Origin of the sequence: Salmonella sp. SJTUF15570, assembly GCF_043357055.1 — a bacterium.
GTDB lineage: Bacteria > Pseudomonadota > Gammaproteobacteria > Enterobacterales > Enterobacteriaceae > Salmonella > Salmonella enterica.
In genome coordinates, this window is sequence record NZ_JBEUKJ010000014.1 from 1 (window position 1) to 17,286 (window position 17,286).

Here is a 17,286-nt window from a genome sequence, read left to right on the forward strand (position 1 = left end):
AACCGTGAGGCTTAACCTTACAACGCCGAAGATGTTTTGGCGGATGAGAGACGATTTTCAGCACTGATTCAGATTACATCAGAACGTAAAAACGGTCTGATAACAGAATTTGCCTGGCGGCACTAGCGCGGTGGTCCCACCTGACCCCATGCCGAACTCAGAAGTGAAACGCCGTAGCGCCGATGGTAGTGTGGGGTCTCCCCATGCGAGAGTAGGGAACTGCCAGGCATCAAATTTAGTGTGCTGATATGGCTCAGTTGGTAGAGCGCACCCTTGGTAAGGGTGAGGTCCCCAGTTCGACTCTGGGTATCAGCACCACTTAATACGGTTAAAATTCGGCATTTGAAAAAGAATTTGTCTGGCGGCAGTAGCGCGGTGGTCCCACCTGACCCCATGCCGAACTCAGAAGTGAAACGCCGTAGCGCCGATGGTAGTGTGGGGTCTCCCCATGCGAGAGTAGGGAACTGCCAGACATCAAATAAAACAAAAGGCTCAGTCGAAAGACTGGGCCTTTTGTTTTATCTGTTGTTTGTCGGTGAGCACTCTCCTGAGGAGGACAAATCCGCCGGGAGCGGATTTGAACGTTGCGCAGCAACGGCCCGGAGGGTGGCGGGCAGGACGCCCGCCATAAACTGCCAGACATCAAATAAAGCAAAGGGCCCAATCGAAAGATTGGGCCTTTTTGCATTTATCTCTCTATGGAAAAAGTTATCAGTTAATGGCGCCGACGCGTTTTATATTTGGTTTATACCCTTCATACTTCAAGTCGCTTATGTGTTGGCTACGGATTACTCGGCCCATTCATGGGCCTCGCCCTGACGGGCCGTCGCACGCGACGTTCAAATCTGCTCCCGGCAGATTTGTCGCTCACCCCAGTCACATAGTTATCTATGCTCCTGGGGACTCACTCCCTTGCCGCCTTTAAGCAACTCGAATTATTTTGGGTTTACAACATCTTCGTAGAGTAGATAAAAACCGTTTTAGTCAACGTGATTTCCCGCCATATATCCCCCTGAACCATCGAATGTGAACCGTGCTGAAGTAGATGTACAAACGGCTTTTACTTACGCCTCTAATAAGCAATAGAGATATTCGCTGAGGACTAAGAATCTGGCCCATTAGGCTATTTTATTTGCCAGTTTGGCCCTGGGACAGTGCTCAAAATCCTCATGTATTACGTGTATGTTCCGGTTTATATCCAGACTGTCTGTAATAATTACGCCTAATGATCACGCTCTAAGTCTTACTGTATAAAGCCTGTTTGTAATGCGGCTTACGATGCTATCAAGCTACAATTTTGTCTGCATCGGACAAGGAATAGAATAAATACCATCGGGATGGGCGAGTAAGAAAAGGGAGCGTTTTATCGTGTTAACTTTCGGGGGATAGACTGAACAGATTACGTCGCTGAGTATCCTTACGACCTTTATATTATTACTGAAAGCGCGGCATTGCCGCGCCTGCATGTATCATTTAGAAAGCGCAATGATACCCATCGTCAACCCTGCTACCGCCGCAGCGCCGCCAGCAATAGCGCCTGCTGTCTCCCAGTTATCCTGCGTAGTACCTTTCATACATGTATTGGTATGAACCAGCCGCCCTTGATCGTCATAAACCGGTACGCAGGGAGAATCATGTGCACAACCTGCCAATAAGGTGGTAAGCAATGCAACTGGAATTAGTCTTTTCATGGTGTTACCTCATTAATCAGCGTTTCGCGAAGTACAGCAACGTAATGCTGGCTCTAACCGCTGCGAAAACGAGAGTTATTTTACCACCACAGAAAAAATGGCCGACATGAGGAATCATCTCAATTCATGTGAATTGTAAAAACTATGGAGAATGCAGAGGTAAGCGGAGAGGGGGGAATAGCGGAGATAAAGACGTACCGTTTAAAAAGGCGTCCGAAGACGCCTCTGTTTACCGGTTAATCATGATGGCGATTAAATCGGCGTTTTACAACAACGAAGAATACTGGCACGAAGAAGATAGCTAATAAGGTTGCGGTTAACATTCCCCCCATAACCCCTGTGCCTACTGCGTTCTGTGCACCACTACCTGCGCCACGACTGATAACTAACGGCATTACCCCGAGAATAAAGGCCAGCGAGGTCATTAGAATAGGACGTAAACGCATACGGGATGCTTCCAGCGTCGCTTCAATCAATCCACGTCCTTCTTTTTCCATGAGATCTTTGGCGAACTCGACAATCAGGATGGCGTTTTTAGCAGAAAGGCCAATAGTGGTTAACAAGCCAACCTGGAAGTAAACGTCATTGTTCAGACCGCGCAATGACGCTGCAAGCAGAGCGCCAACCACGCCGAGCGGTACGACCAGCATTACCGAGAACGGAATTGACCAGCTTTCATACAGAGCGGCAAGGCAGAGGAAAACGACAATGAGTGAGATTGCGTACAGCGCCGGCGCCTGGTTACCTGACAACCGTTCCTGATACGACATACCTGTCCAGTCATAGCCAATACCGTTTGGCAGCTGTGAAGCCAGGTTTTCCATTAACGACATGGCTTCACCGGTACTTCGTCCGGGCGCTGCTTCACCGAGCAGTTCCATTGACGGCATCCCGTTATAGCGTTCCAGGCGTGGCGAACCATAAATCCACCGTGCTGAGCTAAAGGTAGAGAAGGGCACCATCTCGCCATTGGCGCTGCGTACATAAAGATTGTTGATATCTCCCGGCAGCATACGGAACTGAGCGTCAGCCTGAACGTATACTTTTTTCACTCGTCCGCGATCGATAAAGTCGTTAACGTAATAACCGCCCAACGCCGCGGAGATGGTTTCGTTGATATCAGACAGCGAAACACCGAGCGCCTGCGCTTTTTCTTGATCGACATCCAGCTTGAACTGTGGCGTGTCTTCGAGCCCGTTCGGGCGTACGCGCACTAATAGATCAGGATGCTTCGCGACCATACCCAGGAGTTGATTACGCGCTTTCGTTAACGCATCGTGACCGAGCCCTCCCTGATCAATCAGTTCAAAGTCGAAACCTGTCGCGGTACCTAACTCGACAATTGCCGGCATGTTGAAGGGGAACACCAACCCGTCGCGAATCTGGCTGAAGGCGCGTGTCGCTCTGGCGATAACGGCTTCGACGCTATTTTCTTCACCGTTACGCTCTTCCCAGGGTTTAAGGCTGACAAATGCCATCCCTGAGTTTTGTCCCTGACCGCTAAAGCTAAAGCCGTTTACGGTAAACACGCTTTCGACGTTCGCTTTTTCATTATTCAGGTAGTAATGAGTGACTTGATCCAGCACTTTCTGCGTACGTTCTTGCGTAGCGCCAGAGGGGAGCTGAATCATGGTCAGGAATACCCCCTGATCTTCTTCCGGCAGGAAGGAGGTCGGGAGGCGTAAAAACAGAACCGCCATTCCGACTACAATAAGCAGATAGATAATGAGATAGCGACCCGTATTACGCACGATACCGCTTACGCTGTTAGTATAGTGGTTAACGCTGTGATCAAACCTGGTATTGAACCAGCCAAAGAAGCCGCTTTTTTTCTCGTGATGTTCAGCAGATACGGGTTTAAGCAGCGTAGCGCACAGTGCTGGCGTCAGAATCAACGCAACCAGAACGGATAGCGCCATTGCTGAAACAATAGTAATAGAGAACTGGCGATAAATTGCCCCGGTCGAGCCGCCAAAAAAGGCCATCGGGATAAATACCGCAGACAGTACCATCGCGATACCAACCAGCGCTCCCTGAATCTGCGACATGGATTTTTCCGTCGCCTCTCGGGGAGAAAGGTTATCCTCCATCATTACACGTTCAACGTTTTCTACGACCACTATCGCATCGTCAACCAACAGCCCTATCGCCAGTACCATGCCGAACATCGTCAGAGTATTGATGGAATAGCCAAAGGCGGCGAGTACCGCAAAAGTGCCTAGCAACACGACAGGAACAGCGATGGTAGGAATCAGGGTTGCCCGGATATTCTGTAAGAACAGATACATTACCAGGAACACCAGAATAATCGCTTCAAACAGCGTTTTTACCACTTCGTGGATAGATATTTTTACGAAGGGCGTTGTGTCATAAGGATAAACCACCTTCATTCCCTGAGGGAAGAAAGGCTGCAGCTCCGCCAGTTTCGCTTTGATTGCGGTTGCGGTATCCAGCGCGTTAGCGCCGGTCGCCAGTTTAATACCGAGACCGGAGGCCGGTTTACCGTTAATGCGCGCTACAACGTTATAGTTTTCACCGCCAAGCTCAATACGCGCGACATCTTTGAGATGGACGACAGAGCCGTCGGTATTGACGCGCAACGTAACTTTGCCGAACTCTTCCGGATCTTTCAGACGCGTTTGGGCGATGATTGAGGCGTTAAGCTGCTGGCCCGGTAATGCTGGCGTGCCGCCCAGTTGGCCTGCCGCAATCTGGTCGTTCTGTACTTTTAACTGGTTGATGACGTCAACTGGCGTGAGTTGGTATTTATTTAGCAGATTCGCATCCAGCCAGATACGCATGGCGTACTGTGCGCCAAATAGCTGAACGTCGCCCACGCCGTTCAGACGGCTGATAGAATCCTTAATGTTAGAGGCGACATAGTCAGAGATGTCGTCCTGGGTAGTGTTCGGATTATCTGAAACGAACCCGGCGACCATCAAAAAGCTGCTGCTGGACTTTTCAACGCTAATCCCCTGCTGCTGGACTTCTTGCGGCAGTAAAGGCGTGGCGAGCTGCAATTTATTTTGCACCTGAACCTGCGCGATATCCGGATCGGTTCCGGACTGGAAGGTCAGGGTGATGGTCACGCTACCAGCAGAGTCGCTGGTAGAGGACATATACATCAGGTTATCGATACCGTTCATATTTTGTTCGATAACCTGAGTAACCGTATCCTGTACCGTCTGCGCATCCGCGCCAGGATAGGTTGCAGAAATAGAAACCGCTGGCGGCGCAATGGTTGGATACTGCGCAACGGGAAGTTGCATTATTGCCAGTGCGCCAGCCATCATCAGGATAATGGCCAGAACCCAGGCGAAAATAGGACGTCTAATAAAAAAGTTTGCCATGTACGGTTACCTTATTGCGCCGTTTTCGCTGCAGGAGCATCGGTAGTGGCTTTCACCTGGACGCCCGGTCGCGCTTTTTGTAAGCCGCTGACGATGACCTTATCGCCCGGTTTTAACCCTTCGCTGATGAGCCATTTATCGCCAATAGCCTGCGCCGCCACGACATTGCGGGCTTCGACCTGGCTTTTATCGTTAACCACCATCACCATTGCGTCGCCGCGCGGCGTGCGGGTTACGCCCTGCTGGGGGACAAGGATGGCATTGGGCTGGACGCCTTCATCAATGCGGGCGCGAACAAACATACCGGGAAGCAGACTGTGTTGCGGGTTAGGGAAAACTGCCCTGAGCGTGATAGAGCCGGTGCTTTCATCTACGGTAACGTCGGAAAATTGCAGCGTGCCTTTAATCGGGTAGACCTGACCATTTTCCATTACCAGTTGAACCGTGCTACTGGCGCTGTCTTTATGCAGGTTACCTTGTTCGACGGATTGCTTGAGTCGCATAAAGTCGTTGCTTGATTGCGTCACGTCGACATAAATCGGATCGAGTTGTTGCACGGTAGCCAGTTCAGTTGACTGACCATTAGTCACCAGCGCGCCTTCAGTCACATTAGATTTTCCTATACGGCCGCTGATGGGTGAGGTGACTTTGGTATACGCAAGGTTAATACGCGCGCTTTCAACAGCGGCTTTTGCCGCCACAACGGCGGCATCGGCCTGGCGTGCGTCGGCAATCGCCTGATCATATTCCTGTTGGCTGATATATTTTGTGCCGACCAGTGGAACATAGCGTTTGACCGTCAGGTGCGCGATAGCCGCAGCCGCTTCGCTTTTAGCAAGTTCGCCTTTAGCGCTGTCATAATCGGCCTGATAAGTGGCAGGATCGATCTGATAAAGCGACTGCCCGGCCTCTACATCGCTACCTTCGGTGAAGTTTCTTTTAAGCACGATCCCGCTCACCTGGGGGCGAACCTCCGCAATGCGAAATGCGGACGTACGTCCGGGAAGTTCGGTCGTTACGGCTAGCGGCGCTGTTTCGACCACATGGACGGTGACTTGCGGCTCGCCGGCATGAGCCTGGGTATCTCCCTGGTCATTACAACCGGCCAGCAGCGCAGCAGAGAATATGATGAATGAGGGCAGGAGTGAAAACCTGGCATGTTTCGTCATTACTGTTCCTTAAAAAACCGAAAGCTCGTTATTCACCGGATAACGGTAAGGCGTTAACGCGCGAAAAATAGAATAGCAGTGGGGTATCCTACAAATTATTAGCTTGTGATGTAAGCAATACTTATTTTGGGATGGGGTTCACGGCACATAAAAGCAAAAAAAAAGAACTATTCCCTGTCGTTTCATAATGTCCCGATTAGTAAAATCATGATGTTGAATAACATAATTAGAAATATATATTTTATATGAATATGTTTTATTAATTTATTTGTTTTTATTATTGATTTGGCGATATTGTGCGAAATAAAAATGGCTGTCTCTCGTCTGACTAAAAAGGACATGGTAAAGTTGTTTTTTGTGCTGAGTATTTTATCAGCGTATTTATCGTTTTTATGGTCCAGGATATCTTAATTATGGCGAAGAAAACGAAGGCGGATGCGCTTAAAACGCGGCAACATTTGATTGAAACCGCTATTGCGCAGTTCGCTTTGCGCGGCGTTGCCAACACGACGTTGAATGATATCGCTGATGCCGCTGATGTCACGCGGGGCGCCATCTACTGGCACTTTGAGAATAAAACGCAGTTGTTTAATGAGGTTTGGTTACAGCAACCACCTTTACGCGAACTTATTCAGGATAGGCTTACGGGATGCTGGAATGATAATCCTTTACAGGATCTACGAGAGAAATTTATTGCAGCCTTACAATATATTGCGGCAGTGCCTCGTCAGCAGGCATTAATGCAGATTTTATATCATAAATGTGAATTCCATAATGGTATGATATCGGAACAGGCCATTCGGGAGAAGATGGGTTTCCATCATCAGTCGCTGCTTGAAGTATTACAGCGATGTATGGATAAAAAACTGATCTCAGGCAGTCTTGAACTGGATGTCATATTAATTATTCTGCATGGTAGTTTTAGCGGAATAGTAAAAAACTGGTTAATGAATCCCACAAGTTATGATCTTTATAAGCAGGCGCCTGCATTAGTCGATAATGTATTAAAAATGCTAAGCCCGGATGGCAGTGTGAGGCAATTAATGCCAAATGAACAACAGGCGGAAGAAGCCTGAGATTATTTTGAGTTGATATTATATATTGACCTTGTGAATATATTGGCAGGGTCCCGAATATCGCGAGCAATTTCCTCTGCCGTACGCGGCTTGCCAAGCAGGAACCCCTGAAGCGTATGGCATCCTAACTGGGTCAAAAATTGTTGCTGCGTTTCATTTTCTACCCCTTCTGCCACAATTTGCAGATTTAACGCTTTCGCCAGCGCGACAATAGCCGCAACAATGGTCGCGCCGTCGCCTGCCTCGCTGAGTTCATGTACGAAAGCGCGATCAATTTTTAGTTCGCACGCCGGAAGACGTTTCAGATAGAGAAGGCTGGAATAACCGGTGCCAAAGTCGTCAATAGAGGCTTTAACCCCCATTTCCGTTAATCTGGTGAGTATAGCGACGCTTTGCTCTGGCTTGTTCATCGCCGTGGTTTCGGTGATTTCCAGAATCAATAAATCGGGACGGATACTGTGTCGGGCCAGGCTCTGCGTAATGGTGTCCACAAGCCCGGGCTGCTCAAATTGTAAGGCGGACAGGTTTACCGCCACTGACCATAAGGCGTATCCCTGTAAGTGCCACTCGCGGAGCTGTCGACACGCCTCGTCTATCACCCAGCTACCGATAGTGACGATAAGACCCGTTTTTTCCGCCAGCGGTAAAAACTGGTCAGGATTCAGTACGCCTTGTTTTGGATGATACCAGCGCAACAGGGCCTCAAATCCTACAATGGGGCCGGCAGGAGCCTGAAATTTAGGCTGATACACCAGCCTGAGCTCTTGTCTTTCCAGCGCCAGCCACAGGTCATTCATTAGCTGAAGCTGGGTTTGCGCCAGCATATTCATTGATGGCTGAAAGAAATGGTATCCGTTACGCCCCGTATGTTTCGTGTGGTACATTGCGGCATCGGCGTTGAACATCAGTTCCCGTTCGTTTTTTCCGTCCAGCGGATAGAGCGCTATTCCCACGCTAAGTGTGACGACCAGTTCGTACGGATCTATCGTAAAGGGCGCATCTATCGAATGTACCAGCGCGCTGGCAAGGGAAGCCGCTTCGTCAGGCGCGCTGACTTCTGCAAGCAGTACAAATTCGTCGCCGCCAATCCGCGCCAGGGTAAACTGCCCGCTCAGCGGTTGGTTCAGACGATGCGTGACCGCCACCAGTAGCTTATCGCCAATATCATGACCATAAGCGTCATTAACGGCTTTAAAGCCATCCAGATCCATAAACAGTAGCGCGAAAGACGAGCCTTCCCGATTCGCTTTGCTGATGGCCTGTTCCAGACGATCCTCAAGGAGTACCCGGTTTGGTAAACGGGTGAGCGTATCATGCAGCGCCAACTGCGCCAGTTCCTGGTTCGCCTGCGCCAGCGAAGAGGCAAGTAGTGCGGTGCGGGCCTGAAGCCGGGCGTCAAATAAAGAAACCAGCAGAGTAATGCCCAGGATAGTCAGCGCGACCACGCTGACAAGAACAGCCAGCCAGTTGCTATTGACGCCACGATGTTCCATCGGCCAGTTTTGGGGAAAGTGTGCGGCCTTCATGCCGGCGTAATGCATGCCGGCGATAGCTATCCCCATTAATACCGCGGCGCCTGCTCGCCTCAGGGCGACATCTGTTCCCTCATGACGCAGGCGGAACGTGAGCCACAGCGCGCCGCAGGACGCCAGTAGCGCGATAATGATAGAGAGGGCAACCCATGCGCTATTCCAGACGATAATGGAAGCAAATTGCAGCGCCGCCATCCCGGTATAATGCATTGCGCTGATGCCCAGTCCCATCACCAGCGCGCCCGGCAGTAAACGGCGCAGGCGCAGTTTTTCAGCGCTAACCAGCCATAGCGCAAACAGGGAGGAGCCGATCGCGATCAGCATGGAGAGGCCGGTGAGGAACGGATCGAAGCGCATGTTCATCGCGTGATCCATCGCCAGCATCCCGACAAAATGCATCGCCCAAATACCGACGCCCAGCGCGAAGCCGCCGCCCATTAGCCATATTCTGGCGTTTGATCGGGCGCTTCCGGCTACGCGTCCGGCCATATTTAATGCGGTATAGGACGCAAAAATAGCGACAGCAAATGAAACCGCCACAAGGATGTGGTTGTACTCACTAACCGGCATGTATCATTAGCTCATTGGTTATGCAGGAAAAGAACAGGACGAGACAGTATCACCCCTTCTTTTATCCTCAACGTGTTTTAATTCCCTGTTTTTATAAGGGATAAAAGAAATCCGGGCGATAAATAATCATAGGTTAAATCGCCCGATTCGCTACTCCAGATCGGTACAATTGATCAATTTAAGAGGGTTAACCGAATCCATGTTTCGGCACTTATCCTGTTCAGTCGCCATCAATTCGATCCATTGCATCAAAAGCGCATCAAAAAGAAAAACGGAGACGGCAAAAACAACCAGCCACCAATACTTACGTATCATCGTCAAATCCTGTGTATTCATGCCCATGCGTGCTGGGAATATACATGAAATTTTGACGCTGAAAAGCGGACTTACAATGCTTTTACTTCTCTGAAGATAGCGCGTTTATCCCGACATTTCGCTGCTTTTTGGACAGGTTTTGTGTTTTTCTCTTTTTGACTTTTGCAAGTTCATTTTCTGAATAATGCGAAGTGACGCTCAATCTTCTGAGCCCCATTTTTACGTACTCATTATTGAGTTCAATACCGATAAACTTACGACCTGACGCCGCTGCGACAGCGCCTGTGGTGAAACTGCCCGCGAAAGGGTCCAATACGGTATCGCTCGGGTTAGAAGAGGCCAGTATGATCCGTTTTAACAGCGCGCTGGGCTTTTGCGTAGGATGGTTTTCATATTCATCCATCAGATAACGTACGCGAGGAAATGACCAGACGTTGCCCGGCACTTTTTTCTGATTGTATGGTTGGGGCGGGTTTTTTCGATAATCGATTAGCGCGCGCTTAGCGCCCGTAGTGGTTTCGACCAGAATCGCATCACGGTTAAAGGTATAGCTTTTCGGGTTTTTTACCATCATCAGGATCGGTTCATACATAGAACCAAAGTATTTTTTCGCCTGCACCCCGGAACTATCATAGGACCAGACGATACGGCTTTTGATGGTAAAAAGCGTTCGGCATTTGAGATCGATATACGGCATATTTTCTGTGCTATTCATGATGTACATGGTGCCGTGTTTCTTCAGTACGCGGTGGCACTCATCAATGCATTCATACAGCCAGGCCAGAAAAGACGCTTCGTCCCAGGATTCCACCATACCGTCGAAATCTTTTCCGATATTGTAAGGCGGATCGGCAAAAATTAAGTCAATGCTTTCAGAAGGCAGTTTTTTAAGTTCTGTTAGCGCGTCACCGTGAATAATCTTCTTCGATTCATCGCCAAAGTACTGAGGTTCACATTCCGCTTTCATGACCAAATTCCATGTGATGCGTATAAAAAAGGCGCTTCCCCATGCCGAGTAGCGCCTTTTTAAACAAGCAGTTAGCTAATCGAAATTAGTTCATGCCGTATTTTTTTAATTTTTTACGCAGCGTACCACGGTTGATGCCCATCATCAGAGCAGCACGGGTCTGGTTACCACGGGTGTATTGCATCACCATGTCCAACAGGGGCTGTTCTACTTCAGCCAGTACCAGCTCATACAGGTCATTAACGTCCTGACCATTCAGTTGAGCAAAATAGTTCTTCAGTGCCTGTTTAACCGAGTCACGCAGGGGTTTTTGGGTTACCTGATCCTGAGAGTTAACGGTAGAAACGGTCAGTACGTCAGAATTTACGCGTTGTTCGAACATAGTTCTGTCAGCTCTTTATTTCTGTTTACGCAAAATTTTCGAAGTATGCCTCCAACGCCTCCAGCTGTTCGCTGGCGTCCTCAATAGCGTTGAATGTGCGCCGAAACTGGTCGTCTGGAGCGTGCTCCTGGAGATACCAGGAGACGTGTTTACGCGCGATTCGGTACCCTTTTGCCTGACCGTAAAAGTCATGCAGTTCCCGAACATGCGTGCAAAGCAAGCGCTTTACCTCTGCCAGCGGCAGCGGCGGAAGCAGCTCCCCAGTGTCCAGATAATGCTGGATTTCCCGAAAGATCCAGGGTCTTCCCTGAGCTGCGCGGCCTATCATCAGGGCATCCGCCCCTGTATAGTCGAGAACAGCTCTGGCTTTATGCGGGTTAGTAATGTCGCCATTCGCGATAATCGGAATGGAAACTTTCTGCTTAACTGCCCGAATACTGTCGTATTCAGCTTCTCCGTTGAACAAACAGGCGCGGGTGCGGCCATGGATGGTCAGAGCCTGAATACCACAATCTTCAGCCAGTTGGGCAATCTCTACGCAGTTACGGTGTTCCGGCGCCCAGCCGGTGCGAATCTTGAGAGTCACAGGAACGTCCACTGCGTTTACGACCCCGATGAGTATAGACTTCACTAAATCCGGGTACTGCAAGAGGGCTGAACCTGCCAGCTTACGATTCACTTTCTTCGCCGGGCACCCCATATTGATATCAATAATCTGGGCGCCGCTTTCCACGTTAATACGTGCGGCATCGGCCATCTCAACAGGGTCGCTACCGGCAATTTGCACCGTGCGAATTCCTGGCTCATCAACGTGCACCATCCGTAAACGAGATTTATCGCTTTCCCACACTTGCGGGTTAGAAGACATCATCTCGGATACTGTCAATCCTGCTCCCATCTCATAGCACAGCGTCCGGAAAGGTCTGTCAGTAATGCCAGCCATGGGCGCTGCGATCAGGCGATTTCTGAGCTGATATTGTCCGATGCGCATGAGTTAAGAAATGACCATACTGTGACTGCAAGGCGGCGTATATTACGCATTTTTTGCACGAGATGAAAGGCCAAACTTTGAACAATCCACTGTTGTAGATCAATGAATCGTGCTTAAAAACAGCAAAATAAATTTATAATTCAGTAAAATCATAGGGTTATTTATTGTCGGCGGTTTTGTCCGCGCTTACAAATTCCCGTAACTTCTCTCTATTTCTTCGTCCAGAAACAAGATAAGCGGAATAATCTGCTTTTTTTATAAGCTAATTACCCCAAATGAATGGGATCGCCGTCTCGTTTCAGGACAAGATCACTTCCCGCTGCGCGTGATTTTTCTCCATTGCCAGTCGGAAGGGGGCGCACAGATGCGCTTTTGTGTTCATGAATGGCACGGATAAATTTTTCCAGCTGCGCTGAAGAGAGGGTTAGCGGATGCTGCAGAACAACCCGGACAGCATTACTAAGTACGAGGGCGATGGCTGCGACCCGTTAAAACGCCAGTACCTTTTGTCCGCTGGTAGCAGCTGTTTATCCAGACGGATAGTGACAAAGAAGTCATTTCAGGCATTCATTTGATGAATTTAATGATGTCTCGGTGCCTGAAAGGCGTTAAGGCAGTTGTGTGGAGAAAAGCGTGGCCGGGCGACCACGCTGACAAGAATTATTTCTTACGGCCAGTAATGCGGCACCACTCTTCTTTTTCGACGACCGGGTCGAGAGTAAAAAGCTCGGCGTAAGCATCACAGACGCTTTCCGCCTGGCTGGCGAGAATACCTGAAAGCCCCAGCAGACCGCCCTCAACGGGCAGTACGCTGATTAACGGGGCCAGTTCGCGTAATGGGCCTGCCAGGATGTTAGCGACGACCACGTCGGCTTTCATGGCTTCTGGCTGGTCTTTCGGCAGGTACAGCTCCAGCCGGTCAGACACGCCGTTGCGTTCGGCATTATCGCGACTGGCCTGAATAGCTTGCGGATCGATATCAATACCAATCGCCTTTGCCGCTCCCAGCTTCAGCGCGGCAATCGCCAGAATGCCTGAACCGCAGCCAAAGTCGATCACGGTTTTGCCGTTGAGATCGAGCCCGTCCAGCCATTGCAGACATAAAGAGGTGGTGGGGTGCGTACCCGTACCGAACGCCAGTCCCGGGTCGAGCATCACGTTGACGGCATTCTCGTCCGGAATGTCACGCCAGCTGGGACAAATCCACAGACGCTCGCCAAAACGCATCGGATGGAAATTATCCATCCATTCGCGTTCCCAGTCTTTATCTTCCAGTTGTTCGATTTTATGGGCAAATCCGGCACCCAGCAGCGGATGTTGCTCCAGAATAGCGACAACGTCTTTCATGTCGGTTTCGGCGTCGAACAGACCGATCACATCGGTATCGCCCCACAGACGGGTTTCGCCCGGCAATGGCTCAAAAACCGGCGTATCGTGCGTATCCTGAAAGGTAATGGAAACGGCGCCCGCTTCCATCAGCGCATCACTCAGCTCTTCAGCATTCGCGCCGGTGGTATTCAGTTTCAATTGGATCCATGGCATGGCAAAACTCTTTATTTATCAGTAGACAATACGGTGGCTTGCGAAGCGGAAGAGCCGAATCGGTTTCCGATCAGAAAAGCCAATAAACTTAACAGTAACGCGGGCACAATCGGATGAAAGCCCAGGTACTGAATATTAAATGTGGCAAGCAGGGCATATAGCACGCCGCCCACGATCATGGCGCTTAATGCGCCTGCCGCGTTTGCCCGCTCCCAGTAAAGGCCCAGTACCAGCGGCCATAAGAACACCGCTTCCAGGCCGCCAAACGCCAGCAGGTTGAGCCAAATGATCATCTCTGGCGGTTTCCATGCTGCCAGCAGCAACAGCGCGCCTAGCAGTAATGTAATCGCTGCCGACATACGCTTCAGCCGGATCTCATTTTGCATCTGATCGGGGCGCAGGTTGAGATAGAGATCTTTAATGATCGTCGCGGAACTTTGCAGCAGTTGGGCGTTAATTGTTGACATGATCGCCGCCATTGGCGCAGCGAGGAAGATCCCGGCGGCAAACGGCGGCAAAACTTTCACCATTAGCGTTGGGATCACCAGATCCGGCACCGTCAGATCCGGAAGCACCGCGCGACCCAGCGCGCCGGCAAGGTGCATCCCGAACATTAAAATCGCCACGACAATCGTACCGATAATAATGCCCCGGTGTACCGCTTTACTGTCTTTATAGGAGATGCAGCGCACCGCCGTATGCGGCAGGCCAATCACACCAAAACAGACCAGTACCCAAAAAGAGGTCATAAAGGCGGGAGAAAGTATGTCATCGGCGCCCTGCGGCGTTACCAGTTTGGGGTCGAGAGCGTGCAGCGTGTCAACGGCCTGACTTAGACCGCCCGCCGCATGGATCACGCCCACCAGCAGCACTATCGTGCCGACCAGCATCACCAGGCCCTGTAGCGTATCGTTAAGTACGCTGGCGCGAAAGCCGCCAAACGCCGTATAGAGTGCGATACTGACGCCAAATATTAGCAGGCCGGTTTCGTAGGGAATTCCCGCCGCGGTTTCCAGCAGTCGCGCGCCGCCGATAAATTGTACGGTCATTGCGCCAATAAACGCGACCAATAAACTCAGGCTTGCCAACCACACCAGCAGGCGGCTTTGGTAACGCGCGAATAGCATATCGTTAAGCGTGACGGCATTATAGCGACGCGCCAGGATAGCGAATTTTTTACCCAGAATACCCAGTGAAAGCCAGACGGCGGGAAGCTGGATCATCGCCAGCAAGACCCAGCCCAGACCGTATTTATAAGCCGCGCCGGGACCGCCGATAAATGAACTGGCGCTAATATAGGTGGCGGTAAGCGTCATCGCGAGCACGATCCCGCCCATCGAACGGCTGCCAAGAAAATATTCGTTTAAAAAGGTGCCGGCGGTACGCTTGCGCATAGCGTAAATCGAGACCCCGAAGACCACGATCAGATAGGCTACCAGCGGTAGAATGACCTCAAGCTGCATCGTCATCCTCCAGCGAAATATCGCGATAAATGAATTTCACCATCGCCCAGCACAGCAAAATAAAGACCAGCGGCGTCAATAAGCAGGCCATCTCGAACCAGTGCGGCAGACCGGTAATTCCCGGAGAGTCTCCAGGTAAGTAAGCAGCCACTAACCATGCCGCCAGATAGCAAAGGGTCAGCCACAGCGCCCAGCGCGCCTCTTTATGGGCCTGAACAAAACGAGCGTCCATTTTTTGTCCCTTATGGGTGAAGAAAGCGGGAATTGTACATGATGGGGCATCGCTATCCCCAGAAATAAAAAAGGCCGGATTCACCGGCCTTTTGAGACTAACGTGCGATTACTTTTCCTGAAGACCGAGTTTTTTCTCCAGATAGTGGATGTTGGTTCCACCGTGCTGGAAGTGCTCGTCATTCATGATGCGGGTCTGCAGATCGATATTGGTTTTGATACCATCGATAATCAGTTCCTGCAGGGCATTTTTCATACGGGCAATCGCCACGTCGCGGTTTTCACCGTAGCAGATGAGCTTGCCGATCATGGAATCATAGTACGGCGGCACCGTGTAGCCCGCGTAGATATGAGATTCCCAGCGAACGCCAAAGCCGCCAGGCGCATGGAAGCGCGTGATTTTGCCTGGGCTTGGCAGGAAGGTGTTCGGATCTTCGGCATTGATACGGCATTCTACCGCATGGCCTCGAACGACAACTTCGTCCTGTGTGATCGACAGCGGCTGACCCGCCGCGATGCGCAACTGCTCTTTGATCAAATCGACGCCGGTAATCATTTCAGTCACCGGGTGTTCAACCTGAATACGGGTGTTCATTTCGATGAAATAGAACTCGCCGTTTTCGAACAGGAATTCGAACGTCCCTGCGCCGCGATAGCCGATGTCTACGCACGCTTTCGCGCAGCGTTCGCCGATATAGCGACGCAGTTCCGGCGTAATGCCTGGCGCCGGGGCTTCTTCAACCACTTTCTGGTGGCGACGCTGCATGGAACAGTCGCGTTCCGCCAGATAGATAGCGTTGCCCTGGCCGTCCGCCAGCACCTGAATTTCGATGTGGCGTGGATTTTCCAGGTATTTTTCCATGTATACCATGTCGTTGCTGAAAGCCGCTTTCGCTTCCGCTTTGGTCATGGAGATGGACTGCGCCAGTTCAGCATCGCTACGAACCACGCGCATACCACGGCCGCCGCCGCCACCGGACGCTTTGATGATCACCGGATAGCCAATACGTTTGGCATGAGCGCGGTTCGCATTCATATCGTCGCCCAGCGGGCCGTCAGATCCTGGTACGGTCGGCACGCCCGCTTTTTTCATCGCGGTAATCGCGGACACTTTATCGCCCATCAGGCGGATGGTGTCCGCTTTCGGGCCGATAAAGATAAAGCCGGAGCGTTCAACCTGCTCGGCAAAATTGGCGTTCTCAGAAAGGAAGCCGTAACCCGGGTGGATTGCCACCGCGCCGGTGATTTCAGCGGCGCTAATGATAGCCGGGATGTTCAGATAACTTTTTACGGACGGTGCCGGACCAATACAGACCGTCTCATCCGCCAGCAATACGTGTTTTAAATCGCGATCCGCGCTTGAGTGCACAGCGACGGTCTTGATGCCGAGTTCTTTACAGGCTCGAAGAATACGTAGTGCGATCTCGCCGCGGTTGGCGATGACAATTTTATCCAACATGTTCGCCTCGTTACTCGATGACGACCAGTGGCTCGTCAAATTCTACCGGTTGACCACTTTCGACCAGAATCGCTTTCACAGTACCTGCTTTGTCAGCTTCGATCTGGTTCATCATTTTCATGGCTTCAACGATGCACAGGGTATCGCCCACGTTCACTTTCTGGCCCACTTCGATGAACGCTTTCGCGTCCGGGCTTGGGGTGCGGTAGAAAGTACCAACCATTGGGGAGCGTACGATGTGACCACTGATTTCCGCTGCGGCAGGCGCTTCCATTGCTGGAGTAGCCGCTGGCGCGACAGCGTTAGACAGAGCGGGTTGCTGCATCATCGGCGCCGCATAAGCCTGCTGCATCACCGGAAAACCGGCGTTTGCCGTTGTGCGGCTGATGCGAACAGATTCTTCGCCTTCAGAAATTTCCAGTTCGGAGATACCTGATTCTTCAACCAGCTCGATCAGTTTTTTAATCTTACGAATATCCATGAGTGGGTTCCGTACTCTTTGTTTAGTGTGATTGTGACAGGCGTTTTAGCGCCGTCTGTAAAGCATG

Annotated in this window: 14 protein-coding genes, 1 tRNA gene and 2 rRNA genes; 4 read left to right on the forward strand and 13 right to left on the reverse strand. The window is 50.8% G+C overall.

Features of this window, described 5'->3' with window-relative positions:
- Positions 1-112 precede the first annotated feature (112 nt).
- From rrf (ABVN44_RS20975) to rrf (ABVN44_RS20985), 3 genes are all read left to right on the forward strand, one after another.
- Positions 113-228, forward strand: a 5S ribosomal RNA gene (gene rrf, locus ABVN44_RS20975).
- 14 nt (positions 229-242) lie between these two features.
- Positions 243-318, forward strand: a tRNA-Thr gene (locus ABVN44_RS20980).
- A 39-nt stretch (positions 319-357) separates the two neighbouring features.
- Positions 358-473 (forward strand): 5S ribosomal RNA (gene rrf / locus ABVN44_RS20985).
- A gap of 996 nt (positions 474-1,469) precedes the next feature.
- Here rrf (ABVN44_RS20985) and ABVN44_RS20990 read toward each other — a convergent pair.
- The 3 genes from ABVN44_RS20990 to ABVN44_RS21000 form a co-directional block, all read right to left on the reverse strand.
- Complete coding sequence (locus tag ABVN44_RS20990; RefSeq protein WP_000825645.1) at positions 1,470-1,691, reverse strand: membrane protein; 222 nt, start codon at positions 1,689-1,691, stop codon at positions 1,470-1,472.
- A 236-nt stretch (positions 1,692-1,927) separates the two neighbouring features.
- Positions 1,928-5,041 carry an efflux RND transporter permease subunit gene (locus tag ABVN44_RS20995; protein ID WP_001273283.1) on the reverse strand — a complete coding sequence of 1,038 codons (3,114 nt, stop codon included), beginning with the start codon at positions 5,039-5,041 and terminating at the stop codon, positions 1,928-1,930.
- Positions 5,042-5,052: 11 nt separating this feature from the next.
- A complete protein-coding gene (locus tag ABVN44_RS21000; RefSeq protein WP_000160383.1) occupies positions 5,053-6,210 on the reverse strand; it encodes an efflux RND transporter periplasmic adaptor subunit in 1,158 nt (385 codons plus the stop codon).
- A gap of 413 nt (positions 6,211-6,623) precedes the next feature.
- Between ABVN44_RS21000 and envR the strand changes: the two genes are divergently transcribed.
- Entirely contained in the window at positions 6,624-7,286 is a 663-nt protein-coding gene (envR, locus tag ABVN44_RS21005) for an acrEF/envCD operon transcriptional regulator (protein ID WP_061584136.1), read from the forward strand.
- A 2-nt stretch (positions 7,287-7,288) separates the two neighbouring features.
- On the opposite strand, the gene ABVN44_RS21010 is transcribed toward envR, so the two are convergent.
- The 10 genes from ABVN44_RS21010 to accB form a co-directional block, all read right to left on the reverse strand.
- Complete coding sequence (locus ABVN44_RS21010; RefSeq protein WP_023231834.1) at positions 7,289-9,388, reverse strand: bifunctional diguanylate cyclase/phosphodiesterase; 2,100 nt, start codon at positions 9,386-9,388, stop codon at positions 7,289-7,291.
- A gap of 150 nt (positions 9,389-9,538) precedes the next feature.
- Entirely contained in the window at positions 9,539-9,703 is a 165-nt protein-coding gene (locus tag ABVN44_RS21015; protein WP_000620015.1) for a DUF2556 family protein, read from the reverse strand.
- Between the two features lie 82 nt (positions 9,704-9,785).
- Complete coding sequence (gene yhdJ / locus ABVN44_RS21020) at positions 9,786-10,670, reverse strand: adenine-specific DNA-methyltransferase (RefSeq protein WP_000642611.1); 885 nt, start codon at positions 10,668-10,670, stop codon at positions 9,786-9,788.
- 85 nt (positions 10,671-10,755) lie between these two features.
- Positions 10,756-11,052: a DNA-binding transcriptional regulator Fis gene (fis, locus tag ABVN44_RS21025; RefSeq protein WP_000462905.1), complete on the reverse strand. Its 297-nt coding sequence runs from the start codon at positions 11,050-11,052 to the stop codon at positions 10,756-10,758.
- Positions 11,053-11,077: 25 nt separating this feature from the next.
- Positions 11,078-12,043 (reverse strand): tRNA dihydrouridine synthase DusB, encoded by a 966-nt coding sequence (gene dusB / locus ABVN44_RS21030; protein WP_001219664.1) that lies wholly within the window; start codon positions 12,041-12,043, stop codon positions 11,078-11,080.
- Positions 12,044-12,703: 660 nt separating this feature from the next.
- On the reverse strand, positions 12,704-13,585 hold the full coding sequence (gene prmA, locus ABVN44_RS21035) for a 50S ribosomal protein L11 methyltransferase (RefSeq protein ID WP_001145849.1): 882 nt from the start codon (positions 13,583-13,585) through the stop codon (positions 12,704-12,706).
- Between the two features lie 11 nt (positions 13,586-13,596).
- Complete coding sequence (gene panF / locus ABVN44_RS21040; protein WP_001175682.1) at positions 13,597-15,048, reverse strand: sodium/pantothenate symporter; 1,452 nt, start codon at positions 15,046-15,048, stop codon at positions 13,597-13,599.
- On the reverse strand, positions 15,038-15,280 hold the full coding sequence (locus ABVN44_RS21045; protein WP_000340018.1) for a YhdT family protein: 243 nt from the start codon (positions 15,278-15,280) through the stop codon (positions 15,038-15,040). Before ABVN44_RS21045 ends, panF begins: the two co-directional genes overlap by 11 nt.
- A 108-nt stretch (positions 15,281-15,388) precedes the next feature.
- The gene (gene accC, locus ABVN44_RS21050; RefSeq protein ID WP_000884627.1) at positions 15,389-16,738 is read right to left on the reverse strand and encodes an acetyl-CoA carboxylase biotin carboxylase subunit; all 1,350 of its coding nucleotides are present in this window, start codon (positions 16,736-16,738) and stop codon (positions 15,389-15,391) included.
- Positions 16,739-16,748: 10 nt separating this feature from the next.
- Complete coding sequence (gene accB / locus ABVN44_RS21055; RefSeq protein ID WP_000354626.1) at positions 16,749-17,219, reverse strand: acetyl-CoA carboxylase biotin carboxyl carrier protein; 471 nt, start codon at positions 17,217-17,219, stop codon at positions 16,749-16,751.
- Positions 17,220-17,286 lie beyond the last annotated feature (67 nt).